We start from the raw sequence: 25,531 nt of genomic DNA on the forward strand, positions 1-25,531 counted from the left end.
TCCGACGAGCGCCGCGTGTGCGGCAGATGGACGCGCTTGGATCCTGAAACAAGTTCAGGATGACGGTAATCCCTATGCCGCCGCCTGCGCCATCACGCGCTCGCCCTCGGCCTCGGTCACCAGCGCTTTCAGCGCGGTGAACGCGCCGGCAACGTCGCCGACCGATGACGGGATCGCCTGACGAAGCGTAATGAAGCCATGAATCGAGCCGCGCGCTTCGCGGAACACGACCGGCACCCCCGCCTCGACCAACGCGGCGGCGTACGCCCGGCCCTGATCGCGGATCGGATCGAGGCTGGCGGTGATCACCACCGCGGGCGGCATGCCGGCGAGATCGCCCTGGAGCGGCGAGGCGCGGATATGATCGGCTTCGGCGGCATAAGCGGCGCCGAACCAGTCCATGCTCGCGCGGGTCAGCAGATAGCCCTCGGCGAACTGGTTATACGAGGGATATTCGATCGTGGTGTCGGTGGCGGGATAGAAAGCAAGCTGTGCGATCACCGGCACGGCGGCGGGCGCATCGCGCAAGGCCATGGCGGTGACGATGGCAAGGTTGCCCCCCGCACTGTCGCCGCACACGATCAGGCTGGTCACCGTACGGCCAAGCACCGCCGGGCTGGACGCGATCCAGCGCGCGCCGGCTTCGCAATCGTCGGGCCCGGCGGGCCAGGGGCATTCGGGGGCGAGGCGATAATCGATCGAGACGACGGGCAGATCCAGCGCGCGCGCCATCGCCGCGCAGAAGCTGGCATGCGACGCGATATTGCCGATGACGAACCCGCCGCCGTGGAAGAAGGCGACTGCCGGGCCGGGCGCGCGGCTGGCGCGGGCGTCGAACAGGGTCGCGGGGATGTCGCCTGCGGGGCCGGGGATCACCAGATCGCGCCGGGTGGCAAGCTCGCCCACCGGCAGATCGGCGACATCGTTCATCGCCAGAAATTGCGCGCGCGCCGCCGCCGGCTCCAGCTCATGCATTTTCGGCCACGGCACGTTGTTCAAAAATCCCAGGAACGCATTGGTATCGGGGCGGACGAACGGATCGGTCATACGGGCTCTCCGGCCTCCGTCGATGGCGCGAAGGCTTGTCGATGATTACGTAAACGCCATGATCGCGATCGTCCACCACCCCGGTGGTGTGGCGTGGGCGCCGGCGCGCAGCACGTATCAATGGAACAAGAACGGGCTGATCCGCGATTTGCTGCGCCAGCAGGACGTGGCGTGGCACGTGCCCGAACCGGCGCCGCGCGCCTGGCTGGAGGCGGTGCACGACGCCGATTATGTCGCGCAGGTGCTGGCCGCGCAGGTGCCGCGTGAGAAGGAGCGGCGGATCGGTTTTCCGGTCACGCCGGAAGTCGCGGCGCGCGCGCGCGTCGTGCCCGGCGGCACGTATCTGGCGGCCAGGCTGGCGCTGACGCACGGCTTTGCCGCGAACAGCGCGGGGGGCAGCCATCATGCCCTGGCGGATACGGGGGCGGGCTTCTGCGTGTTCAACGACTTGGCCATCGCCGCGGTGCAGCTGGCGGCCGAAGGTGTGCGCGTGGCGATTGTCGATTGTGATGTGCATCAGGGCGACGGCACGGCGGCGCTCACCGCGGGGCATCCCGGCATCGTGACCTATTCGATCCACGCCGAGAAGAATTTCCCGGTACGCAAGACACGCTCGACGCTCGATGTGCCGCTGCCCGATGGCACCGGCGATGCAGTCTATCTCGCCACGCTGGAGGCAACGCTGGCGCCGCTGCTCGATGGCGTGGCGCCGGATCTGATCCTGTACCAGGCGGGTGTCGATCCATTCGTCGGGGATCGGCTCGGCCGGCTCGCGCTGACGCAGGACGGGCTGGACGCGCGCGAAAAGCTCGTCGCGCGGCTGGCGCTGACGCGGGGGGTGCCGCTCGCGGCGACAGTGGGCGGGGGCTATGGCGAGGATGCCCTGGAGATTGCCCAGCGGCATGTCCGCAGCATCCTGAACCTGGGAAATATGTTCAATAAAATTAAATATTTGGGTTAATAAAGTCATAAGATTTACGCATTCTCCCGGTAATCGCGATGGCGACGCGCAGTGCTGCGTTGCATCTTTAACGGGGAACGTTTCATGATCATCTTCTCGATCGCCGCCCGCGGCGCCAGCGCCGTCGCGCTGCTGGCCGCTGCGCCGTCTTTCGCCGCTACCTTTGGCACCGGCACGGTCGCGCTGGGCGCCACCACTTACACGCAGGATTTCGATACGCTGGCACGCACCGGCACGACCGGCACCGCGCTGCCCACCGGCTGGCGCGTGTCGGAAACCGGGGCCAACAGCAACAGCAGCTATGGCGTCGGCACCGGCTCGAACAACGCTGGCGACGTGCTCAGCTACGGCGCTGCGGGTTCGTCCGATCGCGCACTGGGCACGCTGCGCAGCGGCAATCTGATCCCCACGATCGGCGCGGTGTTCACCAACGCGACCGGCACCACGATAACCGATCTGCTGGTCGGCTTCACCGGCGAACAGTGGCGCAACGGCAGCGCGTCGATCGATTCGCTCGGCTTTCAATATTCGCTGACGTCGACCAATATCGGCGACGCGATCGGCAGTTCGGCCTGGACCTCGGTGTTGGGCCTGACCTTCTCCGCGCCGAACAATGCTGCAGTGAGCGGCCTAGACGGCAATCTCAACAGCACCTCGCTGAGCAGCACGCTTTCGGGACTGTCGATCGGCTCGGGCGCGTCGTTCGCGTTCCGCTGGATCGATGCCGATCCGTCGGGTGCCGATGATGGCCTGGCGATTGACAATTTCTCGGTCGGCTCGGTCGTCACTGCCGTGCCGGAGCCGAGCACCTGGGCGATGATGCTCGTCGGCTTCGGCGCTGTCGGTGGCGCGATGCGCCGTCGTCGCTCTGGCGCGACGCGGGTGGCGTTCGCGGGCTGAGCTTGGCTTAAGTCTGGTGGCAGAGGTCGCCGGTCGAAAGACCGGCGACCTTTTGCGTTTTGGTATAGGGAGATTCGCACGAAGTCACGAAGCCACGAAGGGGGTGGGGTGAGCGCGACACTGGAAGAATTGGCGCGGGTCGCCGTCGATTGCGGGTTCAAGCTACACGAAGCGCTGGGCCCCGGTTTGCTCGAGTCCGTTTACGAGGCGTGTCTGTGTCATAGCCTCGCGGATCGCGGACTGTCCGTTGAGCGCCAAAAGATCGTCCCGATCCGCTTTAATGGCATTGTCCTGGACGAAGCATTTCGTGCCGATGTGGTCGTGGAGGATCGCTTGCTCATCGAGCTGAAATCGACTGAAGCGCATGCGCCTGTTCACGCCAAGCAGGTGCTCACCTATCTGCGGCTGATGACCTTACCGCTTGGCATCCTCATGAACTTCGGCGCGCCAACGTTCAAGGATGGCGTCCGCCGTATCGCCAACGATTATCGGGGACCATGGGCATAATCGTCTTCTTCGTGTCTTCGTGTCTTCGTGCGCGCCATTCTTGTGCGTATAGCGCGCGCTATGACCGACAGTATTTCGCTTCTCTGGCTCCGGCGTGATCTGCGCCTTTCCGATCACGCGGCATTGATCGCGGCCGTGGCCGAGGGGCCGGTGATCCCGGTGTATATCCTCGATGACGATACGCCCAAGCATCGCAGGATGGGCGGCGCATCGCGCTGGTGGCTGCATCATAGCCTGGCGGCGCTGGACACGGCGTTGCGCGGCAAAGGCTCGCGGCTGATCCTGCGGCGCGGCGTGGCGGCGACTGTGTTGGCCGAGCTCGCCGCGCAGACCGGGGCGACGCGCGTGCACTGCATCCGGCATTACGAGCCGTGGTGGCGCAATGCCGAGCGCGCCGTGGCGCAGACGCTCGATCTGGTCTGCCATGACGGCAATTATCTTGAGCCCCCGGGGTCGATCACCACTGGCGCAGGCCAGCCGTACAAGATCTACACACCGTTCTGGCGCGCGCTGAGCGATCAGATGCCGCCCCCGCCGCCGGCGCCCGCGCCCGATACGATCCCCGCGCCGGCGCACTGGCCGGCAAGCGACACGCTGGCCCATTGGCAGCTGCTGCCGACCAAGCCCGATTGGGCACCGGGCTTCGCCCAGGAATGGGCCCCGGGCGAGGCGGGCGCGCAGGAGCGGCTGGCCGATTTCCTGCCGCATGCCGGCGGCTACGACACCGGGCGCAACCTGCCGTCCGACGAACTGACCTCGCGCCTCTCGCCGCACCTGCATTTCGGCGAAATCTCGCCCGCCACGGTGTGGCACGGCATATTGGCCGCAAAGGGCGATGCGACCGTCTATCTCAAGGAGATCGCCTGGCGCGATTATGCGCAGAACGTGATCCAGCAATATCCCGATTATGGCCGCGCCAATGGCCGCCCCAGTCTCGATACGCTGGCATGGCGCAGCGGGCCGGAGGCGGACGCCGATCTGGCCGCGTGGCAGCAGGGGCGCACCGGTTACCCGATCGTCGATGCCGGGATGCGCCAGCTGTGGACCAGCGGCTGGCTGCACAATCGCGTGCGTATGATCACCGCCTCGTTCCTGATCAAGCATCTGCTGATCGATTGGCGGCGCGGCGAGCAATGGTTCTGGGATTGCCTGGTCGATGCCGATTACGGGTCGAACACGGTCAACTGGCAATGGGTGGCGGGGACGGGGATCGACGCCAACATGTTCAGCCGCATCATGGCGCCGCTGACGCAATCGGTAAAATTCGACGCCGCCGGCTATATCCGCGAGTGGGTGCCGGAATTGGCAGGGCTCAGCGACGAGACGATCCACGATCCGGACGCGTTCGGCCGGCGGCCCCGTGACTATCCCGCCAAGATCATCGGCCATCGCGAGGGGCGCGAGCGCGCGCTGGCAGCGCTGCAGCGGACGCGGTGATAATAGCTGTTCGCGACGCCGTGCGCCGTGCATTAGACGCGCCAGATGAACGCGATCACACCCAATAGAGGGCGCCGCTTCGGCCCCGCCCGACGCCGCCGCATGCGCCGCGGCGATTGGCTGCTCAACCGCTTTGGCCGGCTGTTCCACCGCATTCTCGATCGCATCGATGCCGGGCTGGCGAGCGGCTCGATCGAGGCGACGCTGCCGGATGGGACCAGCCGGTTGCTTGGCGGGCGCGCGCCGGGGCCCGGGGTCATCGTCGACATGTCGAGCTGGCGCGCGCTGGTGCGGCTGGTGACCGGTGGATCGGCCGGCTGGTATCGCGCCTGGGCGGACGGCGACTGGTCCAGCCCCGATCCGGTGCCATTGTTCGATCTGTTCATGCGCAACGCCGTGTCGCTCGGCGAAACGGCGCGGTCCGGCGGCGTCAAGCGGCTCGTCGGGCGCGTGACGCACTGGCTGCGGCGCAACCACAAGAATGGCTCGCGGCGCAATATCGAGTTTCACTACGATCTCGGCAACGATTTCTATGCGCTCTGGCTCGATCCCGGCATGACCTATTCGAGCGCCATGTTCGCCACCCCGACCCAGTCGCTCGAGGATGCGCAGGCCGCCAAGCTGGCAGCGATGCTGGCGCGCACCGCGACCAGGCCCGGCGACACGATCCTGGAGCTCGGCTGCGGCTGGGGCTCGTTCGCCGAAACCGCCGCGCGCGCCGGTCGCACGGTGCACGGCGTCACGCTCTCCGCCGAGCAGAAGGCGGCGGTGGACGCGCGCATGGCGGCGGCGGGGCTGGGCGACGTGACCGTGGCGCTGACCGATTATCGCGATATCGCCGGGCAGTATGATGCGGTGGTCAGCATCGAGATGGTCGAGGCGGTGGGACAGCGATACTGGCCGGCCTATCTGCAGGCGGTGGCCGGGGCGCTGAAGCCCGGCGGGCGCGCGGCGATCCAGTATATCCTGATCGACGATGCCATCTTCGATTCGTATGCGCGCAACGTGGATTTCATCCAGCGGTACGTTTTTCCCGGCGGCATGCTGCTATCCGAAAGCCGGTTCCGCGCGCTGGCCGAGGAAAATGGCCTGAGCTGGCACGATCGCGTCGGCTTCGGGCTGGATTATGCCGAAACGCTGCGCCGCTGGCGGGTGGCGTTCGATGACGCGGTCGATGCCGGGAAATTGCCGCCGGAGTTTGACGCGCATTTCGTCAACCTGTGGCGCTATTATCTGATGTATTGCGAGGGCGGGTTCAGGGGCGGCGGCATCGATGTCGCGCAGGTGACGCTGGTGAAAAGGTGATGAGGAAGCGGACCGCCACGTAACCCGTCATCCCGGACTTGGTCCGGGATGACGATTATGGCTACGCTACCCGCTCGAAATGCCCCGTGGCGAAATCTTCCTGGACCAGCGCGACGATCCGCTCGGCCACCACGCGGGGTTCCTTGACCGAGGCGGGATCCTCGCCCGGATAGGCGCGCTCGCGCATCTTGGTGCGTGTGGCACCGGGATCGAGGATCGCGGTGCGGATGGTGCTGATGCGCTCCATTTCCTCGCCATAAGCGGCGATCAGCACCTCGAACGCCGCCTTGGACGCGCCGTACAGGCCCCAATACGCGCGCGGCGTGCGCCCGACGCTGGAGGTGATCCCGATCACCCGTGCCCGCTTCGACTGGCGCAGCATCGGATCGAATGCCGCGATCAGCGCGGCCTGCGCGCTGACGTTGAGCGTCAGCACCTGCGCCAGTTCCTTGGCGTCGATCGACGGCACCGGCGTCAGGCTGCCGAGCATGCCCGCGTTGAGCACCATGATATCGAGCTGCGGCCAGCGCTCGCCGATCGCGAGGCCCAGCCGTGCAATGCTGTCGGTTTCGGTGAGATCGAGCGGCGCGATGGTGGCCGAACCACCGGCATCGAAGATCGCCGATTCGACGTCTTCGAGATCCCTGGCCGTCCGCGCGGTGAGCACGACATGCGCGCCGGCGGCGGCCAGCGCCTTGGCGGTGGCGGCGCCGATGCCACGGCTGGCGCCGGTGACGAGCGCGATCTGGTTGTGGAGGGGGAGGTCGGTCATCGTTCTTCCTTCGTCACCCCGGATTTAGTCCGGGGTCCACCGTGCCGCAAAAGCGATGGCGCGTTTGCACCACGGTGGATGCCGGAACAAGTCCGGCATGACGGTGCGGGATTAAACCATCCGCTCGGCGAGCAGCGCGAACTGATCGATCTGCACGACATCGTCCTGATCGGTCAGCTTCGTCGGGTAATCGCCGGTGAAGCAGGCGTCGCAATGGCTCGGGCGGATATCCGCGCGGCAGGGTTCGCCGAGCGCCTTGTACAGCCCGTCGATCGACACGAACGCCAGGCTGTCGGCCTGGATGTAGGTGTTCATTTCCTCGATGTTCATGTTGGCGGCGAGCAGCTTGCCGCGCTCCGGCGTATCGACACCGTAGAAGCACGAATGTCGCGTTGGCGGGCTGGCGATGCGCATATGCACTTCCGCCGCGCCGGCATCGCGCATCATCTGCACGATCTTTAAGGAGGTCGTGCCGCGCACGATCGAATCATCGATCAGCACGATCTTCTTGCCCTTGATCAGCGCCCGGTTGGCGTTGTGCTTGAGCTTGACGCCGAGATGGCGAACCTCGCTCGAGGGCTGGATGAAAGTGCGGCCGACATAATGCGAGCGGATGATGCCAAGCTCGAACGGGATGCCCGATTGCTGCGCATAACCGAGCGCGGCGGGCGTGCCCGAATCGGGCACAGGGATGACCAGATCGGCATCGACCGGGCTTTCGATCGCCAGCTGCGCGCCGATCGCCTTACGCACCGTATACACGCTGCGGTCCTCGGAGATCGAATCGGGGCGCGAGAAATAGACATATTCGAAGATGCACGGCCGCGGCGCGACATTGCCGAACGGGCGGTGCGAGGTGATCTGGTCGCCCTTGACGATGACCAGCTCGCCCGGATCGATCGAGCGGACGAATTCCGCGCCGCACACGTCGAGCGCGACCGTTTCCGACGCAAAGATCACCGCATCACCCAATTTGCCCATCACCAGCGGACGAATGCCGAGCGGATCGCGGCAGGCGATCATGCCCTCGGGCGTCATCACGATCAGCGAATAGGCGCCTTCGACCTGCTTCAGCGCGTCGATGAACTTGTCGACCACCGTGCGATAATTGCTCGTCGCGACGAGATGGATGATCGTCTCGGTATCGCTGGTCGATTGGAAGATCGAGCCGCGCCGCACGAGATCGCGGCGAATGCGCATCGCATTCGAGATATTGCCGTTATGCGCGATGGCGAAACCGCCGCTGGCCAGATCGGCATAAAGCGGCTGCACGTTGCGCAGCGCCGTTTCACCGGTGGTCGAATAGCGCACATGGCCGCAGGCGACGTTGCCGCGCAAAGCAAAGATCACGTCGTCGCGATCGAAATTGCCCGCGACATGGCCCATCGCGCGATGCGTGTGGAACTCGTGGCCATCGAAGCTGGTGATGCCCGCGGCCTCCTGGCCACGATGCTGCAGCGCGTGCAGCCCCAGCGCAACGAGCGCGGCGGCGCCTTCGCTGCCGGAAACACCAAATACGCCGCACTCTTCGTGCAGCTTGTCGCCATCGGCGACGTCGAACGGATTAGTTGTCAGCATGGCGCCCTTCGGGGGGTGGGTAGCGTCGCGCAGGCATATAGGGAGGCGATGCGGGTTTGTCGCGCTTTTGTAAGATTTACCCGGAGCGAACCATCACGATGGCCGTTTTTGGAGGATTCAAGGAGACGGGCGATGGCGAAAAATCACGGACCGGCGATCAAAAACGACAAGCTCTACGAGGATTTGCGCGCCGATGGCGCCTCGCCGGAAAAGGCCGCGCGAATCGCCAATGCCCAGGCGGCGGGCACCTTGCAGGCGGGGGGCGGCAAGCTGGAGCAGCGCACGAAGGCGGATCTGCTGAAGGAAGCCAAAGAGATCGGCATCGCCGGCCGCTCGACGATGGACAAGGCGGCGTTGGTGAAGGCGATCCGGAAGGGGTGACTGCTGCCCCGTTGGGAGGGGGGAGGAAGAGCAGGCCCTCCCGTCATCCCAGCGGAGCGCTGGGATCTTTACGTGGCTGTCGCTGCGTTGCCCCCATCAAGACCCCAGCTTCCGCTGGGGTGACGGGGCGGCTAAGGTAAAGCATGACCAACCCTCGCGACACCGGCCTGGTGCTGAACCCGAAATACGACGCCGCCGGCCTGATCACTGCCGTCGCCACCGATCGCGCCACTGGTGAAATCCTCATGCTGGCGCATATGAATGCCGAGGCGCTGGCGGCAACGATCGCCACCAGCGAGGCGCATTTCTGGTCGCGCAGCCGGGGCGCATTATGGAAGAAGGGCGAAAGTTCGGGGCACGTGCTGCACGTCGCCGAAATCCGCATCGATTGCGATCAGGATGCGGTATGGCTGATCGTCGATGCGGCCGGCCCGGCCTGCCATACCGGCGCGCGCAGCTGCTTCTTCCGTCGCATCGATGGGGATCGATTGAGCGCGGTTGCATGAGGACTGTGCTGGTCGGGTTGCTGCTGCTGGCAGGGTGCACCCCGCCCTCCGCGCCAACGCCGTCCGCCACGCCGACCCCGGCCGCAGGGCTGGAAGCCGCGGCCATCGAGGCGGGACTGATCACCGATCCGGCCAGCAACGACATCACCGGCCTGTATGCGCGCGATTCCGATCGCGTGTGCATTGTGCCCGCCGCCACCGATTATCGTATCGGTGTGTCGATCGATCATGGCGACGGTCCGGCGTGCGACGGCAGCGGGACGGTGGCCAGGACCGGGGATGCGCTTGCGGTCGATTTCCCGGCCGCGCCCGGATGCAGCTTTGCGGCGCGTTTCGATGCGGACCGAATCGTCTTTCCGGGGCAGGTGCCGGACGCTTGCCGCGCGCTGTGCCGTGCGCGCGCGTCGATCGCCGCGCTCAGCGTCGATCGGCTGAGCGACTCGGCCTCCGAAGCGTCGGCGTTGCGCGATACCAAAGGGCGACTGCTATGCGGTGGCAGTGGTTGACGTTCACGTAAACGGAATTACATAGAAGGTCATGTCGAACACGGATTACGCCCCTGCTTATGTCGTCGTCCCGCCAAGCGACGATCGCGAGCATTTCACGATCTCCGATCTGTCGGCCGAGTTCGACGTCACCGCGCGCGCGCTGCGCTTCTACGAGGACGAAGGGCTGATCGCGCCCGAGCGGCGCGGCACCGCGCGGATTTACTCGCATCGTGATCGCGCGCGGCTGGCGTGGATCCTGCGCGGCAAGCGCGTGGGTTTTTCGCTTACCGAAATCCGCGAGATGATCGATCTTTACGATCTCGGCGACGGCCGCAAGGCGCAGCGCCAGGTCACGATCGAACGCTGCCAGGATCGCGTCGCGCTGCTCGAGGCGCAGAAGCGCGATATCGATGCCGCGATCGCCGAGCTTACCGATTTCATCGCCGTCATCGCCCAATCACAGCACGCCTGAAGGAATCATCATGCCCCAGTTCACCCCGCCCGTGCGCGATACGCGCTTCATCCTCGACCATGTCGTCGGCCTGCAGAATTACGCCAATTTGCCCGGTTTCCAGAACGCCACGCCTGACGTGGTCGATGCGGTGCTCGACGAAGGCGGCAAGTTCGTTGCCGAAGTGCTGTTCCCGCTCAATGCGACGGGCGATCAGGAAGGGTGCATGCGCCACGAGGATGGCTCGGTGACGACGCCCAAGGGCTTCAAGCAGGCCTATGCCCAGTTCGTTGAATCGGGCTGGGGCACGCTGTCGGGTCCCGAAGAATATGGCGGGCAGGGCATGCCGCATGTCATCTCGACGGCGTTTTCGGAATATCTGATCTCGGCCAACATGGCCTTCGCGATGTATCCGGGCCTGACGCACGGCGCCACCGCGGCGCTGCTGGTCAAGGGCACGGACGCGCAGAAGACGATGTACGTTCCCAACATGGTCAGCGGCAAATGGGGCGGCACGATGAACCTCACCGAGCCGCAGTGCGGCACCGATCTGGGCCTGATCCGCACCCGCGCCGAGCCGCAGGCCGATGGCAGCTATGCCATCACCGGCACCAAGATCTTCATCTCGTCCGGCGAGCATGATCTGACCGAGAACATCATCCATCTCGTGCTGGCCAAGACGCCGGGCGCACCGGACAGCTCGAAGGGCATTTCGCTGTTCGTCGTGCCCAAGTTCATCGTCAACGAGGATGGCTCGCTCGGCGCGCGCAACGCGGTCAGCTGCGGCTCGATCGAGCACAAGATGGGCATCCACGCCAATTCGACCTGCGTGATGAACTATGACGGCGCGACCGGCTGGCTGGTCGGCGAGGAGATGAAGGGCCTGGCCGCCATGTTCATCATGATGAACGCGGCGCGCCTTGGCGTGGGGCTACAGGGTCTGGGCGTCGCCGAAGTCGCCTATCAGAACGCGGTACAATATGCCCAGGATCGCCGCCAGGGCCGCGCGCTCACCGGTCCCAAGGAGCCGACCGAAAAGGCCGACACGCTGTTCGTACATCCGGACGTACGTCGCATGCTGATGGAAGCCAAAGCAATGACCGAAGGGCTTCGTGCTTTGTGCCTGTGGGGCGCGCTGCAGGCCGATCTCGAGCATGCCGCGGCGACCGATGAGGAGAAGCAGCTCGCGGGCGATCTGCTCGGCCTGCTCACCCCGGTGATCAAGGGTTACGGCACCGACAAGGGCTATGAAATCGCCACCAACGCGCAGCAGGTTTATGGCGGGCATGGCTACATCGCCGAATGGGGCATGGAGCAATACGTCCGCGATGCCCGCATCGCGATGATCTACGAAGGCACGAACGGCGTGCAGGCGATGGATCTGGTCGGGCGCAAGCTCGCCTCCAACGGTGGCCGCGCGGTGCAGGCGTTCTTCAAGCTGGTGGCCGAGGATGTCGCTGCCGCCAAGGCCGTGCCCGAAACAGCGGCGCTCGCCGAGGCACTGGAGAAGGCTAATGGTCAGCTGCAGGCGGCAACCATGTGGTTCATGCAGAACGGCATGCAAAACCCCGACAATGTCGGCGCCGGCGCCTACAGCTATATGCAGATCATGGGGCTGGTTTCGACCGGGCTGATGTGGCTGCGCATGGCCTCCGCGGCGGTGAAGCTGAAGGCGGCGGGCGAGGGCGATGCCGCCTTCCTCGACGCCAAGCTGATGACCGCGCGCTTCTTCGCCGAGCGCATCCTGCCCGATGCCGGCGCGCTGCGTCGCAAGATCGAGGGCGGCAGCGAGTCGCTGATGGCGCTGCCGGTGGAGGCGTTCCTGGCGGCGTGAGGGGGCTAGGACGATCGATCTTCGTTGAGCAATGCTATCCTCCCCCGCGAAGGGAGGTGGCACGCACCGCGTGACGGAGGGGGCGGTACGCGGTGCGCTCTGTTTGGTAAGGACACCGCTTACCCCCCCTCCGACGCCTTTGGCGCCACCTCCCCCTGGCGGGGGAGGATTTTATATTTTGAGACCTGCTAGCCCGCCGGCATCACGACGCCATCGAGCGCCAGCCAGCCGGCCATCCGGGTAAGCTCGATCGCCAGTCGCCCGCGCGTTTCCGGCGGGGCATCCGGTTCCAGGTGGATGCGCTGCGCCAGCAGCCGCCCGTTCTGCCGATCCGCCTTGAGATCGACGCGTGCGACCAGCGCATCGTCGAGCAGGAAGGGCAGCACGTAGTAACCGTGCACACGCTTCTCCGCCGGCACGTAGATCTCGATGCGGTAGCGAAAGCCGAACAGGCGTTCGGCGCGGTCGCGTTCCCAGATGAGCGGGTCGAACGGGGCGAGCAGCGCCGCGCCCTCGATGCGGCGGGGGTGCCGGGCATCACGGTGCAGATAGGCAGTCTTGGGCCACCCTGCGACCTGGATTGGCAGCAGCACGCCCTGTTCGACCAATTCGGCAATCGCGGTTCGGGCTTCGATGACGCCAAGCCGGAAATAATCGCGCAGGTCGGTTTCCGTCGCGACGCCCATCGCCGCGGCGGCCCGCGCGACCAGCGCGCGGTGCGCGTCATCCTCCGGTGGCGTCGGCAGCGCCATGATATGGGGCGGGATCACGCGCTCAGTCAGATCATAGACGCGCTCGAAGCTGCGTCGCCTGGTCGCCGTGGTGATGTGCCCGGCCCAGAACAGCCATTCCAGCGCGCGCTTGGTATCGCCCCAGGCCCACCAGCCGGTGCTGCTTTTGCCCTCCTCGAAATCGGAGGCGGCGAGCGGACCGTCGGCGCGGATGCGCTCGAGGACCGCCTGCGCCTCGGCGCGGCCCTCAGTCGCATAGCGCCGCATCGCCGCCCAGCCATAGTCGCCGCGATCCGCGCGCGCCATGCGCCAGCGCAGCAGCGGATGGAGGTCGAGCGGCAGCAGCGAGGCTTCGTGCGCCCAATATTCGAACAGCCGGCGCTCGCTCTTGCGGCCCCACGCGGCGCGATCGAGCAAAGTGCGGTCGTAACTGCCGAGGCGCGAAAAGGCGGGCAGATAATGCGCCCGCGCGAGTACGTTGACGCTGTCGATCTGGTGCAGCGACAGCCGCTCGATCGTGCGGCGCATCTGCCCCGCATCCACGCGCCCCGGATGCGGCCGACCGAAGCCTTGCGCGGCGAGCGCGATGCGCCGCGCCTGCGCCGGAGACAGCGTCGTGCTCAGGAATGCTCGGCCCGGTAAGCCGCGCGGTCGGCGGCATGGGCATAGTCTTCCGCCGCGCGGCGCTCGGCGGGGTTCTTGAACGCCACCGCCGGGTCGGGCGCATCGCCCAGTGCGTGGAGCAGTGACCATAGCGCAAAGCGGCGGCCGGGCTCCTTCTCGACGCCGAATGCGGTGCCCAGTTTCTCCACGCCGCGCTCGAACCCGGCATCGTCGAGCGTGGTGAGATCGGTGGTGCCGAAATAATGCGCCAGCAGGATATCCAACTCCATCAGGCGAGCTCCTCGTGCGGCAGCGTCTCGGTGTCGATCTGCGCCTGCATCGCCGCGGCATAACGCGCGCCGCGGATCGCGCCGGGCGCGAAGATCGCGTCGATCTGGTCGAAAATCTCGTCGGGCAAGGTCATCGTCGCGGCGGCGACGTCTTCCTCGAGATGGTGGATGCTGCGCGTGCCGGGGATCGGGATGATGTGCTCGCCCCGGGCCAGCGTCCAGGCGATCGACAGCTGCGCGGGCGTCATGCCGTGCGCGGCGGCCAGCGCATCATAGGCATCCACCGCGCGCAGATTGTGCGCCAGGTTGGGCTCGGTGAAGCGCGGCATCTGCGCGCGGATGTCGTGTTGGGCATAGTCCGCGCTGCGCACCGCCCCGGCGAGCAATCCGCGCGCGACCGGCGAGAAGGCGACGAAAGCGATGCCGAGCTCGCGGCAGGCATCGAGCACGGCGATCTCGGGATTGCGCACGACGGGCGAATATTCGCTCTGCACCGCGGCGATCGGATGCACGGCGTGGGCGCGCCGGATCGTCGCGGCGGACATTTCCGACAGCCCGATCGCGCCGATCTTGCCCGCTTCCCTGAGCCGCACGAGTGCGCCGACCGACTCCTCGATCGGCACGTTCCGGTCGAGCCGGTGGAGATAGACGAGCGCGATATGATCGGTGCCGAGCCGTTGTAGCGAGCCTTCGACGGTGCGCGTGATCGCCGCAGGCGTGCCGTTAAGCGAGCGCTTGCCATCGACGAAATCGAGCACGCATTTGCTGGTCAGCGTGACCGGTTCGGTGCGGCTGCGCAGCGCCGTGGCGACCAGCCGCTCGTTATCGCCGAGGCCATACAGCGCCGCCGTATCGAACAGGGTGACGCCGAGATCGACCGCGCGGTGCAGCACCGCGATCGCGTCGCGCTCCTCCGGTGGCACGCCATAGGCGTGGTTGAGGTTCATGCAGCCGAGGCCGATCGCCGAAACCGTGAGGGGGCCGAGCGGACGGGTGGGAAGCGTGGTCATCTCTGCGACCTACTGAGCCGTCCTGCCGGCGGCAAGCGACGCATGAAAATGCGAACAACTCTCAATAGCATTGACAATGCGAGTGACTCGCAATAGCCGGGCTCCAACACCAAAGGGGGACATATGCAATCCGACACGACCACCCGCCGCACCAGCGCGACGCCCGCCTTTTTGGCGCTGTCCTGCGTTGGCGCCCTCATGACCGCGCCGGCGCACGCTGACCCGATCGACGTGCCGCTCGCGGCGGCGAGCGATGCCGATGAAACGCAGCGGGCGGACGACATCATCGTCAACGGCGCGCGCGAAAAGCAGCTCGAAAGCCCCAAGGCCACGCGCCCGTTGCTCGATACGCCGCAGACCATCACCGTCATCGGCGATCAGACGATCCGCAAGCAGAACCTGCTGACGCTGCGTGATGCGCTGCAAACCATTCCCGGGATCACGTTCGGTGCGGGCGAAGGTGGCGGCGGCTATGGCGACAGCATCAATCTGCGCGGTTATTCGGCCAATAACGACATCACCATCGATGGCGTCCGCGACAGCGCGCAATATAGCCGCAACGAGACGTTCAACCTGCAGCAGATCGAGGTCTATAACGGTGCCAACAGCGTGTTCAGCGGCGCGGGCTCGATCGGGGGGACGATCAACCTCGTCACCAAGGTGCCGCAGCGCGAGAATCTGACGATCGTGCAGGCCGGCGTCGGCACGGACAATTATTATCGCGGCACGATCGACAGCAATGCGCGGGTCAGCGATCTCGTCGCGGTACGGCTCAACGCGGTGTATCACCGCAATGATATTCCGGGCCGTGACGTCGAACAGAACAAGCGCTGGGCGGTGGCCCCGTCGCTGACCATCGGCATCGACAGCCCGACCAACCTGACCTTCCAGTATCTGCACCAGAAAGACGATAATATCCCCGTCTACGGCGTGCCTTATTATCGCAACGCCACCTTTGGCGGGCCGTTGCCGGGCGTCGACGACAGCGATTATTACGGCATTGAGAATCTCGATGCGCAGGATATCCTGGTCGATCAGGCGACAATGCGCTTCACGCATGCGTTCAGCGACAAGGTCTCGATCCGCAACCTGACGCGCTGGCAGCGCGTGAGCCAGGATTCGGCCACCAGCGCCCCCCAGGGCACCTATTGTCTGCCCGGCGCGACCGCGGGCAGCGGCATCAGCGGGCTTGGCGCATCCTGCGCGACGCCGGGCTTCTATGTGCCGAGCGGGCCGCGCGGGTTCGTGCGCAACCAGGAGAACCAGCTGCTCTACAACCAGACCGATCTGCGCGCGGTGTTCGACACGTTCGGGCTGGAGCATACCGCCGTGCTCGGCGCGTCCTTCGCCCAGGAGGATTATCAGCTGGTCAGCGGCAATCTGCTGCGCAACCCCGATGGCAGCACGGTGGCGCAGCCCAATATCAATCTGTTCGATCCGAACACGACCTATACCGGCCCCGTCAACTTCATTCAGGCCAGCCGCGCGCAGGGCGATAGCACCAATGCCGCGGTCTATCTGTTCGATACGGTGAAGATCGTGCCGCAACTGGAGGCCAATGTCGGGCTGCGCTATGAACACGCCAAGGCGACATTTCGCACCGATAGCTATGCCACCGCCGCGGCAACGTTGGGCGCCTATACGCGGGGCGCCGACCAATCGAGCGACGAGACGCTTTTCTCCTATCGCTTCGGGCTGAATTTCAAGCCGATCGAGACGGTCAGCCTGTATGCCGCCTATGGCAATTCGACCACGCCGACCTCGGCCACGGTGCGGCTGAGCTGCGGTACCGTCATTGCCGCCCCCTCGGGCGCGCGCGATCCGTGCGACGTACAGCCCGAAAAGGCGGTCAATTACGAGATCGGCGCCAAGGCCGATCTGTTCGGGCACAAGCTGCAGCTGACCGCCGCCGTGTTCCGCAACGATCGCACCAATTACCGCGTCGCCACCAACGATCCGATCGTCGCCACGCTGCCGGTGAATGACGGCCGCTCGCGCGTCGATGGCATCGCGCTGGGGGCCAGCGGCAACATCACCAAGGCGTGGAGCATTTTCGCCAATTACACCTATCTCAAGGGTGAGATTAAGCAGAGCGTGTCCAACTATTGCCTGGGCAATCCGGGCCGCCTTGTCAGCACCACGAGTGGCACGACGACCACGATTACCAATCCGTGCGGCAACAGCACGGCGGTGCTCGATCCGCAGGCCGGGCAGGAACTGGCCAACACGCCGAAACATTCGGGCAGCCTGTTCACCACCTATACGCTGCCGTTCGGGCTGCAGCTGGGGTACGGCCTTACTCATCAGGGCGATTTCGGGCTCAACACCCGCGCGCTGGCGGCGCCGCTGGTGGCGGGCGGCAATGGCCTGGCTAACGGCACCACGCTGACCCCGGTATTCCGCAGCGAGGATTACCTGACCCACCGCGCCTTCCTGTCTTATCCGGTCACGCCGGGGCTGACGGCGCAGGTCAACGTGCAGAACTTCACCAACACGCGCTATTTCACCGGCATCCGCAACAATGGCTGGGCGGTGCCGGGCGAGGATCGCTCGGCGGTATTCAGCCTGTACTACAGCTTCTGACACGCGCGCGATCGGGCTGGTGCTGCCCGCCCGATCGCGGCACACTCCGCTCATGACCCGAAAGTTTTATCGATGTTGACCGCGATCCCCGATGTTCTGGATGCGGCATCGGTCGCGCGGGTGCGCGCGCTGATCGATGCCGCGCAGTGGGTGGATGGCAACGTCACCTCGGGCGCGCAAAGCGCGCTGGCCAAACGCAACGAACAATTGCCCGAGGAAAGCGCCGCGGCGCGCGAGGCGGGCGGCATCGTGCTCGATGCGCTGGGCCGCGTGCCCCTGTTCGTCGCCGCCGCCTTGCCGGCCAAGGTGTTTCCGCCCTTGTTCAATCGCTATGCCGGCGGGCAGGCGTTCGGCACGCATATCGACAATGCGATCCGGATGCAGCGCGGCAGCGATTTCCGCATCCGCAGCGATCTTTCGGCCACCTTATTTCTCGAGCCGCCCGAAGCCTATGACGGCGGCGAGCTGATTATCGAGGACACGTTCGGCGTGCAGTCGGTCAAATTGCCCGCCGGGCAACTGCTGCTCTATCCCGCCTCCAGCCTCCATCGCGTGGAGCCGGTAAAGCGCGGCACGCGCACGGCATCGTTCTTCTGGATCCAGTCGATGGTCCGCGATGATGGCGCGCGGCGCATCCTGTTCGATCTCGACCAGGCGGTGCAGAGCGTGGCGACGACCCAGGGGCAAGGGGATGCGGCGGTGGTGCAACTGACCGGCGTCTATCACAATCTGTTGCGGCGATGGGCCGAGGTCTGAAGGCCGTCGCGATCGTGCTGGCGCTCGCGGCGGGTGCCGCCTGTGCACAGGCGTCGCCATTTGCTGCGTTCCCCGATGTTACGATCAGCTATTATGACGTTCACGGCGGCGATCGCGCGGCGATCCGGGCGGCAATGCGCAAGGCTCGACCGACGGATCCGAATGACGGGCAGCGCGTCGATGCGCTAACCCGCGTCGTGTTACGCTGGTCGTGGCCGATCGAGAATGGCGCGTGCCGCTTGCCCGATGCCGCCGTTCGCTTTGCTGCCACGGTGACGTTGCCGCGCCTGGCCGACCCGGCGATCGTGGCACCCCGCGTGCGCGCAGATTGGGCCGCCTATCTGGCGCAGCTGGTGGCGCATGAACGGACGCATCTGCGCCACGGTTATGAGGGCCGAGACGAGATTCTCGCGGTAATAAAGGCGGCGACATGCGACACCGCCAATGCGGCGGCGCAAGCCGCGCTGCGCCGCATTCAGGAGCGCGATAGGATGTTCGATCGCGCGACCGAGCATAGCAAAGCGGACGCAGCGTTCTGATCCCACCCGTAACCCCAGCGAACGCCGGGGTCTCTAGAGGTCTGCGCGGGACGTTCACCGCGAGATCCCAGCTTGCGCTGGAATGACGGTGTTTGGCCGCATATGGGCTGACCCAGCACACCCATTGTGTCGCCCGCGCGCACCTTTCCCGCGGGTCATGCGTTCGCGGGCCATGAAGAAGCTCTGGTTCATCACCAACCCGTCGTCGGGCTCGACCACGCAGGCCAAATGCGATGCGATCGAGGCGGTCTTCGCCGAGCGCGGGCTTGATCTGATCAAGCGTACCATCTTTCCGCAAGATGATCTGCCCACGCCCGCGGCGCTCGATGCGGTGGGCGTGGATACTGCGGTGCTGTTCGCCGGGGATGGCACGATCAACGCCGCCGTCGCCGCGCTGGCCCAGTGGGGCGGGGCGATCCTGATCCTGCCCGGCGGCACGATGAACCTGCTCGCCAAAACGCTGCACGGCGATGCCGATGCTGCCGCGATCATCCATGCCGCGCACGAAGGCGGCGAGACGATCGCGTTGCCGATCGTCCAGGCCGGGCCGCACCGCGCGCTGGTCGGCGTGATCCTCGGGCCGGCGGCGAGCTGGGTGCGCGCGCGTGAACTGGTGCGCGGGCGGCGCGTGCGCGGCCTGCTCCGCGCGGTGCGCCACGCATGGGCGAAGACCTTCACGCGCGGCATCCGTCTGGAGCGTGTGCCCGCAATGCATCATCGCCAGCAGGCGATCTTCGTCATGCCCGATCAGGGCGCGCTCGATCTACGCGGCGTGGATGCGCGCGAATGGCGCGCGATCTTGGCCTTGGGCTGGGATTGGCTGACCGGCGACTGGATCGCCTCACCCGCCATCACGCAGGTCCATGTCACGTCATTCGGCATCGCCGGGCGCAAGCCGACGCTCGCCTTGTTCGATGGCGAGCCGGTGATGCTCGATCCGGGCGTAACGATCAGCGGCGGCACGACGCGCAAGATGTTCCTTCAGACTAAGAAAGAGATGGCATGATTCGGTTGTTCCACGTCAGCGACGTGCATTTCGGGCGCGAGGACGAAGCCGCGGTGGCGTGGTTCGAGGAAACGGTGCGCCAGGAAAAGCCCGATGCGGTGATCATGACGGGCGATCTGACGATGCGTGCCAAAAGCGCCGAATTCGATGCCGGGCTGGCCTGGCTGCAGCGGCTCGGCGTGCCCGTCACGGTCGAGGTCGGCAATCACGATCTGCCGCTGTTCAATCCGCTGCGGCGCTTCTTGCGGCCTTATCATCGCTATCACAAGGTCGAGCGGATGGTCGAACAGCCGCTCGATCTGCCCGGCGTGGTGATCGTGCCGCTGGTCACGACCGCGCGGTTCCAGTGGCGGCTCGATTGGTCGAAAGGCTATGTCGCCAAGCGCAATCTGGAGGAGACGCTGGCGCAGGTCGAGGCGGCGCCCAAGGACGCCTTGGTGTTCATCGCCTGCCACCATCCGTTGATCGAGGCGGATACCCAGGCGACCTCGGAAACGCGGCACGGCGAGAAGGCTTTCGCTGCGCTGGCCGCGGCGGGCGCGCATGCGGTGCTGACCGGGCACGTCCACGATGCGTTCGATATTCTGCACGAGGCGGGCGATCACAAGATGCGCATGATCGGCGCGGGCACGCTCTCGCAGCGCACCCGCGCGCTGCCGCCGTCGTTCAACGAGGTGCGCGTGGCGGACGGCGCATTCGATGTCGTGCTGCGCAATTTCGGGGCCAAGCCGGATGTCGTGCTGCCCAAGGAAACCACCACGGCCTGACACGCCGGCCAAACGAAAAGGGCGGCCCGTTCCCGGACCGCCCCTTCGTGTATCGCGACGTGGAAAAGCTTAGCGCTTCGAGAACTGGAAGCTCTTGCGCGCCTTCGCCTTGCCGTACTTCTTACGCTCGACCGCGCGGCTGTCGCGGGTCAGGAAGCCCGCTGCCTTGACGGCGGCGCGCAGCACCGGCTCGTACTTGGTCAGCGCCTGGCTGATGCCGTGCTTGACCGCGCCGGCCTGGCCCGAAAGTCCACCACCCTTGACGGTGCAGATCACGTCATAGGCGCCGTCACGCTCGGCGATGCCGAACGGCTGGTTGATCACCAGACGAAGCGTGGGGCGTGCGAAATAGGTTTCCTGATCGCGGCCGTTGATGGTGATCTTGCCCGAACCCGGCTTGATCCACACGCGGGCGACCGCGTCCTTGCGGCGACCGGTAGCATAGGCGCGGCCCTGCTTGTCGATGATCTGCTCGCGCAGCGGCATCGGCTCGCGCTCGATCACCGGCGCCGACGGTGCATATTCGTCACCGGCGAGGACCGGCGTGCTGACGCCGTTATTCTGCGTGGCCGGCTCCTGGTTGGTCAGGCCGGCGAGGTCGGAAAGCGACTGGCGGTTGTCGGACATTATGCGCCCACCTTGTTCTTGCGGTTCATGCTGCCGATGTCGAGGACCTGCGGGTCCTGCGCTTCGTGCGGATGCTCGGTGCCGGCGAAGACGCGCAGGTTGCGCATCTGATCACGACCCAACGGACCGCGCGGGATCATCCGCTCGATCGCCTTTTCGATGATCCGCTCGGGGAAGCGACCCTCGAGGATCTTGCCCGCGGCCACGCCCTTGATGCCGCCCGGATAACCGGTGTGGCGATAATAGATCTTGTCCTTGAGCTTGTTGCCCGTGAACCGAACCTTGTCGGCGTTGATGATGATGACATTGTCACCGCAATCGACGTGCGGGGTATAGCTCGGCTTGTGCTTGCCGCGCAGGATGTTCGCGACGATCGAGGCCATCCGGCCGACGACCAGCCCATCGGCATCGATAATATGCCATTTCTTCTCCACCTCGTACGGCTTGGCCGACTTGGTGGTCTTCATCAGCGCCTTCATGGCAGACCTTCCAGTGTTAAACGATAACGCGCCGCCGGATGGGCACCCATGAAAGTAATACTTTCATGGGAACCACGGGCCCGGGCAGCGCGAATGACGAGGCTAATGCTGCGAGGGGCGCGCAAAGTCAAGCTTTGCGCGGCTTTGCTGACGGGTATTATGATACCATGCGCCCTGATCGTCGCCCCGGACCAAGTCCGGGGTGACGATCAGCGGTTATCTGGCCCGCCGCCCCACCTGATGTGCCGCCACCGTTACCGCGATCAGCAGCAGCGCGGCATTCACCTGGTGCGCCACCGCCACCGCGATCTGCACGCCGCTCATCAGCGTGGCGATGCCGAGCATGATCTGCAGCACCACCAGCGTGATGATGGCATGGCCCGGCCCGCTGCTGCCGATGCGCGACGATCGCACCGCCAGCCAGATCACCGCCGCGGCGGTGATGAACGCTATCCAGCGGTGGATGAACTGCACGACGATGGGATTGTCGATCGCGTTGCGCGCCGTCGACCAGCCGACATGCCAGCCGCCCGCCGGGAACCACGCATCGCCCATCAGCGGCCAGCTCGAAAAGGCATAGCCCGCATCGAGCCCGGCGGTGAACGCGCCGAGGATGATCTGCACGAACAGCGCCAGCAGGGCGATCGTCGCCACCGGCAGCAGCCGCGCCGGGCGGGCGAAACGATCGCGGTGCAGCGCGCGCAGATCGAGCGCGGTCCACACCGTCCCGGCCAGCGTGATCAACGCGGTGGTGAGATGCGTGGCGAGCCGCAGGTGGCTGACATCGGTGCGCTCGCTCAGCCCCGATTTGACCATCCACCAGCCGATCGCGCCCTGCAGCGCGCCCAGCGCCAGGATCGCCACCAGCCGCCAGCCATAGCCGCGCGGGATCTGCCGCCGCAGCGCGAACCACAAAAGCGGCAGCGCGAACACCAGCCCGATCACCCGCGCCAGCACACGGTGCAGATATTCCCAGAAGAAGATCGTCTTGAACCCGGCCAGCGTCATGCCGCTGTTGATCTGCGTATATTCGGGGATCTGCTGGTAGGCGGCGAACTCGGCCTGCCACTGTGTGTCATTGAGCGGCGGGATGATCCCGCTGATCGGTTTCCACTCGGTGATCGAGAGGCCCGATTCGGTCAGCCGCGTGATCCCGCCGACCGCAACGATCGCCAGGATCATGGCGGCGACGATGAACAGCCACAGCGCGATGGCGCGGGGGCGGGCGGTATCGGGTTTGGTGGTGGCCTGGAGCATGGCGCCTCTTACTAGAGCGTGGCCAACCAGTCCATGATCGCCGCCTGCAGCGCGATGCGATGATCCGACCAGCCATGATCGGTGGCGACGTGGCGCGTCTTGACCTGCAAGCCCCCGGCCCGGCGGATCGCGCCGACAAGCGCATCCATGCCGGGGGCAAGGCCGTCGTCCGAAGTCAGCACGAGCAGCCTGGCCTTGGCCAGCGCGGGCGCATCGGGCGTCAGCGCGAAGCGCGCGGCATGGGCGATCACTTCGTCCGCCATCTCGTCCGCAGTGGCGGCGAGCGTTTCGCGATTGTCCGCCATCAGCGCCTGGACCGCCGCGCGCGGTTGCGCGCCGACCGCGCCAAGATCGGGGGCGGAGATCAGCGCTGCGCCGAGCAGGCCGGGATCGCGCGCGATCGTTTTGGCCGCGACCCAGCCGCCCATGCTGTGCCCGATCAGCGCGATACGCGACGGATCCGCGCCGATGCTGGCGGCATTGCGGCGCACCCACGCCACCACCGCGGCGGCATCCTCGGGATTATGCGCGAAGCGGAACGTGCCCGCGCTGCCCCAGGAGCCACGATAATTGAACGTTACCGCGATCCAGCCCGCGCGGCGCAACGCCTGCGCCAGATCGAGGTTCTTCTCGTTGCCGGGCAGGCCGTGCGCGATGATCACCACCGGATGCGGCCCGGCGCCGCCCGGCCGATAAGCGATGCCGTTGATCGTCACCCCGCCGCTCGGCACATGCAGCACGGTCATGCCGGCGGGGTGCGCCTTGTCCGGCGCAGGATCGGTATAGAGCGCAGGCGGCACTTGCTGCGCGGGCAGCACGGCGGGCATGGCAAGCAGGGCGGCAAGCAGGGGCAGGATGCGCATCACGGGGCTCCTCAGTGTGACGGTGCATCTATATGGCCGTGAAGGTCAATGGAATGCGCGCTTCGACGCTATGCTGCCCGGTGTCGCTTCCGCCCCGAAATTGCAGTCGCTGCGGCATGCACGCGAACGCAAATCGCGCGAGAAACGTCGCCGCGTTTCTGATATTCTTTTCGGCATGTTCTACGACTCCTCCGCGTGGCCACCACCGCCTGACGGCTCTCCCGCGTCTAAGCAAGCGCGTAAGGCGGTCCACCAGCAATCCGCCGCCAACCAGTGAGAGTGAATATAGCCAGACATAGATCGCGTCAGATTTTTCAAACTGGTGGTGTTCTGGCCAAGGGATAAAGATCAGACCTGTTATGGTAGCCAACACAGCAACAGCCGCAAATATCTGGGTGGAAACTTCGCGGCGTAGCGGCCACATTGCTACTGCGGCGGCAGTCAAGATAGCAGTGGAAAATCCTGCAGCTTCGGCCATTGCGAAAAAAGATATTTTATTCAGAAGATACGTAACTAATATTCCAAGAGCGCCTGTTGGAATGAACAGCCACCTGGGAAGGGGCTTGGCGTCGTCGTCATCATCCATATGTCGAGGCTAACCCGTCACCTCTATGTCTGCAATTGGGCGGAAGCTGCCGTTTTGCGCAAAGGTGCGATTGCTGGCTGGAAGACTTCGTGCGCACGCACGCCACGGCGCGATCCTGGCACGAGCACCACAATCCCACTTCCGAGAGGAGAGGATACGGAAAGCTAGCGCAGCCGAGCCGAGCATAGCCTGAGTGGTGAGGGGATCCGGGAGCCATCGTTGCTTCCTGCATCCCCCCACCGGCACCACAGCGCCCCCATCGCACAAATTTACTCCATGATATATTGTAACCCGGCCCCGCCGCTGCCATATAGCGCCCACGATGACGACGCACCTCCGCACCACCCCGCTCGGCTGGATCGAGTCGCATGCCGATCGCCTGGCGATCGGGCTGTCGGGCCTGTGCATGGTGCATTGCCTGGCCAGCGCGGTGCTGCTGGCCTTGCTGTCGACCGCGGGGGGGCTGTTGCTCAATCCGCTGTTCCACGAAATCGGGCTGACCATCGCGATCGGCTTCGGCATCCTCGCGCTCGGTCGCGGCATCGCCTCGCATGGCTATATGATGCCGGCGTCGGTCGGCGCCATGGGGCTGGGCATCATGGCCGGCGCGATGTCGTTGCCGCATGATGGCAGCGGGCTGGAGACGATCTGGACGTTGGTCGGCGTCGGCCTGCTCGCGCTTGGCCATGATCTGAACCGCCGCGCCACTTACTGAGCAGCGTGCGCGTCGGGGCCGGGCGCTTGCCCCGGGGCTGCCCGCGTCTTATCTGAAGCGCATGGCATCGCATCATCATCACGAACCTTCCGGCGCCGATCTCGCCACCGCGGCGCAGGCCACGCTGGAGAAATCCGGCGAGCAATGGACGGTGATGCGCGCGCAGATCTACAAGGCGCTGGCCGGGTTCGATAAGCCCGCCTCCGCTTATGACATTGCCGAGGCAGTTTCCAAATCGGAGGGGCGTCGCGTCGCCGCCAACAGCGTGTACCGCATCCTCGATCTGTTCGTGGCCTCAAACCTCGCGCGGAAAGTCGAGAGCGCCAACGCCTATGTCGCCAACGCGCATCCCGATTGCCTGCACGACTGCATCTTTCTGGTCTGCGACAGCTGCGGCAGCACCGTGCATATCGATGATGATGTGATCACCAGCGGCGTGCGCTCGGCCGCGTCGGCAACGGGATTCTCGCCGGTCCGCCCGGTGATCGAAGTGCGTGGCACGTGCGAGGACTGCACCGCGGCGAACTGACCCGTATTGGCGGCAAACACTTG

General features: G+C 65.7%; 28 protein-coding genes. 17 read left to right on the forward strand and 11 right to left on the reverse strand.

The features are described from left to right. Positions 1–72: 72 nt before the first annotated feature. On the reverse strand, positions 73–1,047 hold the full coding sequence (locus ABC969_RS09705; RefSeq protein ID WP_345864490.1) for an alpha/beta hydrolase: 975 nt from the start codon (positions 1,045–1,047) through the stop codon (positions 73–75). 58 nt (positions 1,048–1,105) lie between these two features. Here ABC969_RS09705 and ABC969_RS09710 point away from each other — a divergent pair, with 58 nt between their 5' ends. The 5 genes from ABC969_RS09710 to ABC969_RS09730 all read left to right on the forward strand — a co-directional run bounded on the left by ABC969_RS09710 (position 1,106) and on the right by ABC969_RS09730 (position 6,157). Next, positions 1,106–2,008: a histone deacetylase family protein gene (locus ABC969_RS09710; RefSeq protein ID WP_345864636.1), complete on the forward strand. Its 903-nt coding sequence runs from the start codon at positions 1,106–1,108 to the stop codon at positions 2,006–2,008. Positions 2,009–2,092: 84 nt separating this feature from the next. Continuing rightward, positions 2,093–2,908 carry a PEPxxWA-CTERM sorting domain-containing protein gene (locus tag ABC969_RS09715; protein WP_345864491.1) on the forward strand — a complete coding sequence of 272 codons (816 nt, stop codon included), beginning with the start codon at positions 2,093–2,095 and terminating at the stop codon, positions 2,906–2,908. Between the two features lie 108 nt (positions 2,909–3,016). Next, the gene (locus ABC969_RS09720; RefSeq protein WP_345864492.1) at positions 3,017–3,415 is read left to right on the forward strand and encodes a GxxExxY protein; all 399 of its coding nucleotides are present in this window, start codon (positions 3,017–3,019) and stop codon (positions 3,413–3,415) included. Between the two features lie 60 nt (positions 3,416–3,475). After that, on the forward strand, positions 3,476–4,852 hold the full coding sequence (locus tag ABC969_RS09725) for a cryptochrome/photolyase family protein (RefSeq protein ID WP_345864493.1): 1,377 nt from the start codon (positions 3,476–3,478) through the stop codon (positions 4,850–4,852). A gap of 45 nt (positions 4,853–4,897) precedes the next feature. Then, positions 4,898–6,157 (forward strand): class I SAM-dependent methyltransferase, encoded by a 1,260-nt coding sequence (locus ABC969_RS09730; RefSeq protein ID WP_380807705.1) that lies wholly within the window; start codon positions 4,898–4,900, stop codon positions 6,155–6,157. A gap of 61 nt (positions 6,158–6,218) precedes the next feature. Here the strand turns inward: ABC969_RS09730 and ABC969_RS09735 are convergent, their stop codons facing one another. Together ABC969_RS09735 and purF are read right to left on the reverse strand one after the other, a co-directional pair. Then, positions 6,219–6,929, reverse strand: coding sequence for an SDR family NAD(P)-dependent oxidoreductase (locus tag ABC969_RS09735; protein WP_345864494.1), 711 nt, complete (start codon positions 6,927–6,929; stop codon positions 6,219–6,221). Positions 6,930–7,040: 111 nt separating this feature from the next. Further along, positions 7,041–8,507: an amidophosphoribosyltransferase gene (gene purF / locus ABC969_RS09740; RefSeq protein ID WP_345864495.1), complete on the reverse strand. Its 1,467-nt coding sequence runs from the start codon at positions 8,505–8,507 to the stop codon at positions 7,041–7,043. 132 nt (positions 8,508–8,639) lie between these two features. On the opposite strand from purF, the gene ABC969_RS09745 reads away from it, so the two are divergent. From ABC969_RS09745 to ABC969_RS09765, 5 genes are all read left to right on the forward strand, one after another. Next, the gene (locus tag ABC969_RS09745; RefSeq protein WP_345864496.1) at positions 8,640–8,888 is read left to right on the forward strand and encodes a DUF7218 family protein; all 249 of its coding nucleotides are present in this window, start codon (positions 8,640–8,642) and stop codon (positions 8,886–8,888) included. 143 nt (positions 8,889–9,031) lie between these two features. Continuing rightward, on the forward strand, positions 9,032–9,394 hold the full coding sequence (gene hisI, locus ABC969_RS09750; protein ID WP_345864497.1) for a phosphoribosyl-AMP cyclohydrolase: 363 nt from the start codon (positions 9,032–9,034) through the stop codon (positions 9,392–9,394). Then, on the forward strand, positions 9,391–9,900 hold the full coding sequence (locus tag ABC969_RS09755) for a hypothetical protein (protein ID WP_345864498.1): 510 nt from the start codon (positions 9,391–9,393) through the stop codon (positions 9,898–9,900). The genes hisI and ABC969_RS09755 overlap by 4 nt, the downstream gene beginning before the upstream one ends. Before the next feature lie 31 nt (positions 9,901–9,931). Continuing rightward, positions 9,932–10,354 (forward strand): MerR family transcriptional regulator, encoded by a 423-nt coding sequence (locus tag ABC969_RS09760; protein ID WP_345864499.1) that lies wholly within the window; start codon positions 9,932–9,934, stop codon positions 10,352–10,354. Positions 10,355–10,364: 10 nt separating this feature from the next. Then, complete coding sequence (locus tag ABC969_RS09765; protein WP_345864500.1) at positions 10,365–12,167, forward strand: acyl-CoA dehydrogenase C-terminal domain-containing protein; 1,803 nt, start codon at positions 10,365–10,367, stop codon at positions 12,165–12,167. Between the two features lie 188 nt (positions 12,168–12,355). Here ABC969_RS09765 and ABC969_RS09770 read toward each other — a convergent pair whose 3' ends face one another. From ABC969_RS09770 to ABC969_RS09780, 3 genes are all read right to left on the reverse strand, one after another. Continuing rightward, positions 12,356–13,426, reverse strand: a complete 1,071-nt coding sequence (locus tag ABC969_RS09770) for a winged helix-turn-helix domain-containing protein (protein ID WP_345864501.1) — start codon at positions 13,424–13,426, stop codon at positions 12,356–12,358. Between the two features lie 92 nt (positions 13,427–13,518). Continuing rightward, positions 13,519–13,791 carry a hypothetical protein gene (locus ABC969_RS09775; RefSeq protein ID WP_345864502.1) on the reverse strand — a complete coding sequence of 91 codons (273 nt, stop codon included), beginning with the start codon at positions 13,789–13,791 and terminating at the stop codon, positions 13,519–13,521. Further along, complete coding sequence (locus tag ABC969_RS09780) at positions 13,791–14,801, reverse strand: aldo/keto reductase (RefSeq protein WP_345864503.1); 1,011 nt, start codon at positions 14,799–14,801, stop codon at positions 13,791–13,793. Before ABC969_RS09780 ends, ABC969_RS09775 begins: the two co-directional genes overlap by 1 nt. 123 nt (positions 14,802–14,924) lie before the next feature. Between ABC969_RS09780 and ABC969_RS09785 the strand changes: the two genes are divergently transcribed. The 5 genes from ABC969_RS09785 to ABC969_RS09805 all read left to right on the forward strand — a co-directional run bounded on the left by ABC969_RS09785 (position 14,925) and on the right by ABC969_RS09805 (position 20,452). Next, positions 14,925–17,384 carry a TonB-dependent receptor gene (locus tag ABC969_RS09785; RefSeq protein WP_345864504.1) on the forward strand — a complete coding sequence of 820 codons (2,460 nt, stop codon included), beginning with the start codon at positions 14,925–14,927 and terminating at the stop codon, positions 17,382–17,384. Positions 17,385–17,456: 72 nt separating this feature from the next. Continuing rightward, on the forward strand, positions 17,457–18,140 hold the full coding sequence (locus ABC969_RS09790) for a Fe2+-dependent dioxygenase (protein WP_345864505.1): 684 nt from the start codon (positions 17,457–17,459) through the stop codon (positions 18,138–18,140). Then, complete coding sequence (locus ABC969_RS09795) at positions 18,125–18,679, forward strand: DUF922 domain-containing protein (RefSeq protein ID WP_345864506.1); 555 nt, start codon at positions 18,125–18,127, stop codon at positions 18,677–18,679. The genes ABC969_RS09790 and ABC969_RS09795 overlap by 16 nt, the downstream gene beginning before the upstream one ends. Positions 18,680–18,851: 172 nt before the next feature. Beyond that, positions 18,852–19,685, forward strand: coding sequence for a diacylglycerol/lipid kinase family protein (locus tag ABC969_RS09800; RefSeq protein WP_345864507.1), 834 nt, complete (start codon positions 18,852–18,854; stop codon positions 19,683–19,685). Continuing rightward, positions 19,682–20,452, forward strand: coding sequence for a metallophosphoesterase family protein (locus ABC969_RS09805; RefSeq protein WP_345864508.1), 771 nt, complete (start codon positions 19,682–19,684; stop codon positions 20,450–20,452). Before ABC969_RS09800 ends, ABC969_RS09805 begins: the two co-directional genes overlap by 4 nt. A 69-nt stretch (positions 20,453–20,521) precedes the next feature. On the opposite strand, the gene rpsI is transcribed toward ABC969_RS09805, so the two are convergent. The 5 genes from rpsI to ABC969_RS09830 all read right to left on the reverse strand — a co-directional run bounded on the left by rpsI (position 20,522) and on the right by ABC969_RS09830 (position 24,264). After that, a complete protein-coding gene (rpsI, locus tag ABC969_RS09810) occupies positions 20,522–21,079 on the reverse strand; it encodes a 30S ribosomal protein S9 (RefSeq protein ID WP_345864509.1) in 558 nt (185 codons plus the stop codon). Next, positions 21,079–21,558, reverse strand: coding sequence for a 50S ribosomal protein L13 (rplM, locus tag ABC969_RS09815; protein WP_261292930.1), 480 nt, complete (start codon positions 21,556–21,558; stop codon positions 21,079–21,081). The genes rpsI and rplM overlap by 1 nt, the downstream gene beginning before the upstream one ends. 216 nt (positions 21,559–21,774) lie before the next feature. After that, positions 21,775–22,815: a COX15/CtaA family protein gene (locus ABC969_RS09820; protein WP_345864510.1), complete on the reverse strand. Its 1,041-nt coding sequence runs from the start codon at positions 22,813–22,815 to the stop codon at positions 21,775–21,777. 11 nt (positions 22,816–22,826) lie between these two features. Then, positions 22,827–23,678 (reverse strand): alpha/beta hydrolase family protein, encoded by an 852-nt coding sequence (locus ABC969_RS09825; protein ID WP_345864511.1) that lies wholly within the window; start codon positions 23,676–23,678, stop codon positions 22,827–22,829. Positions 23,679–23,706: 28 nt separating this feature from the next. Beyond that, positions 23,707–24,264, reverse strand: a complete 558-nt coding sequence (locus ABC969_RS09830; protein WP_345864512.1) for a hypothetical protein — start codon at positions 24,262–24,264, stop codon at positions 23,707–23,709. A 322-nt stretch (positions 24,265–24,586) separates the two neighbouring features. Here ABC969_RS09830 and ABC969_RS09835 point away from each other — a divergent pair, with 322 nt between their 5' ends. Together ABC969_RS09835 and ABC969_RS09840 are read left to right on the forward strand one after the other, a co-directional pair. Continuing rightward, entirely contained in the window at positions 24,587–24,979 is a 393-nt protein-coding gene (locus ABC969_RS09835; RefSeq protein ID WP_345864513.1) for a MerC domain-containing protein, read from the forward strand. 61 nt (positions 24,980–25,040) lie between these two features. Then, positions 25,041–25,508, forward strand: a complete 468-nt coding sequence (locus ABC969_RS09840) for a Fur family transcriptional regulator (protein ID WP_345864514.1) — start codon at positions 25,041–25,043, stop codon at positions 25,506–25,508. Positions 25,509–25,531: the final 23 nt, after the last annotated feature.

It is taken from the genome of Sphingomonas qilianensis, assembly GCF_039614825.1.
Taxonomy (GTDB): Bacteria; Pseudomonadota; Alphaproteobacteria; order Sphingomonadales; family Sphingomonadaceae; genus Sphingomonas; species Sphingomonas qilianensis.

Coding starts and splice junctions, on each gene's coding strand:
- ABC969_RS09705 (WP_345864490.1), bottom strand. CDS start 1,047: ATGACCGATCCGTTCGTCCGCCCCGATACCAATGCGTTCCTGGGATTT.
- ABC969_RS09710 (WP_345864636.1), top strand. CDS start 1,106: ATGATCGCGATCGTCCACCACCCCGGTGGTGTGGCGTGGGCGCCGGCG.
- ABC969_RS09715 (WP_345864491.1), top strand. CDS start 2,093: ATGATCATCTTCTCGATCGCCGCCCGCGGCGCCAGCGCCGTCGCGCTG.
- ABC969_RS09725 (WP_345864493.1), top strand. CDS start 3,476: ATGACCGACAGTATTTCGCTTCTCTGGCTCCGGCGTGATCTGCGCCTT.
- ABC969_RS09730 (WP_380807705.1), top strand. CDS start 4,898: ATGAACGCGATCACACCCAATAGAGGGCGCCGCTTCGGCCCCGCCCGA.
- ABC969_RS09735 (WP_345864494.1), bottom strand. CDS start 6,929: ATGACCGACCTCCCCCTCCACAACCAGATCGCGCTCGTCACCGGCGCC.
- purF (WP_345864495.1), bottom strand. CDS start 8,507: ATGCTGACAACTAATCCGTTCGACGTCGCCGATGGCGACAAGCTGCAC.
- ABC969_RS09745 (WP_345864496.1), top strand. CDS start 8,640: ATGGCGAAAAATCACGGACCGGCGATCAAAAACGACAAGCTCTACGAG.
- hisI (WP_345864497.1), top strand. CDS start 9,032: ATGACCAACCCTCGCGACACCGGCCTGGTGCTGAACCCGAAATACGAC.
- ABC969_RS09755 (WP_345864498.1), top strand. CDS start 9,391: ATGAGGACTGTGCTGGTCGGGTTGCTGCTGCTGGCAGGGTGCACCCCG.
- ABC969_RS09760 (WP_345864499.1), top strand. CDS start 9,932: ATGTCGAACACGGATTACGCCCCTGCTTATGTCGTCGTCCCGCCAAGC.
- ABC969_RS09765 (WP_345864500.1), top strand. CDS start 10,365: ATGCCCCAGTTCACCCCGCCCGTGCGCGATACGCGCTTCATCCTCGAC.
- ABC969_RS09770 (WP_345864501.1), bottom strand. CDS start 13,426: ATGCGCCGCACGATCGAGCGGCTGTCGCTGCACCAGATCGACAGCGTC.
- ABC969_RS09775 (WP_345864502.1), bottom strand. CDS start 13,791: ATGGAGTTGGATATCCTGCTGGCGCATTATTTCGGCACCACCGATCTC.
- ABC969_RS09780 (WP_345864503.1), bottom strand. CDS start 14,801: ATGACCACGCTTCCCACCCGTCCGCTCGGCCCCCTCACGGTTTCGGCG.
- ABC969_RS09785 (WP_345864504.1), top strand. CDS start 14,925: ATGCAATCCGACACGACCACCCGCCGCACCAGCGCGACGCCCGCCTTT.
- ABC969_RS09790 (WP_345864505.1), top strand. CDS start 17,457: ATGTTGACCGCGATCCCCGATGTTCTGGATGCGGCATCGGTCGCGCGG.
- ABC969_RS09795 (WP_345864506.1), top strand. CDS start 18,125: ATGGGCCGAGGTCTGAAGGCCGTCGCGATCGTGCTGGCGCTCGCGGCG.
- ABC969_RS09800 (WP_345864507.1), top strand. CDS start 18,852: ATGAAGAAGCTCTGGTTCATCACCAACCCGTCGTCGGGCTCGACCACG.
- ABC969_RS09805 (WP_345864508.1), top strand. CDS start 19,682: ATGATTCGGTTGTTCCACGTCAGCGACGTGCATTTCGGGCGCGAGGAC.
- rpsI (WP_345864509.1), bottom strand. CDS start 21,079: ATGTCCGACAACCGCCAGTCGCTTTCCGACCTCGCCGGCCTGACCAAC.
- rplM (WP_261292930.1), bottom strand. CDS start 21,558: ATGAAGGCGCTGATGAAGACCACCAAGTCGGCCAAGCCGTACGAGGTG.
- ABC969_RS09820 (WP_345864510.1), bottom strand. CDS start 22,815: ATGCTCCAGGCCACCACCAAACCCGATACCGCCCGCCCCCGCGCCATC.
- ABC969_RS09825 (WP_345864511.1), bottom strand. CDS start 23,678: ATGCGCATCCTGCCCCTGCTTGCCGCCCTGCTTGCCATGCCCGCCGTG.
- ABC969_RS09830 (WP_345864512.1), bottom strand. CDS start 24,264: ATGGATGATGACGACGACGCCAAGCCCCTTCCCAGGTGGCTGTTCATT.
- ABC969_RS09835 (WP_345864513.1), top strand. CDS start 24,587: ATGACGACGCACCTCCGCACCACCCCGCTCGGCTGGATCGAGTCGCAT.
- ABC969_RS09840 (WP_345864514.1), top strand. CDS start 25,041: ATGGCATCGCATCATCATCACGAACCTTCCGGCGCCGATCTCGCCACC.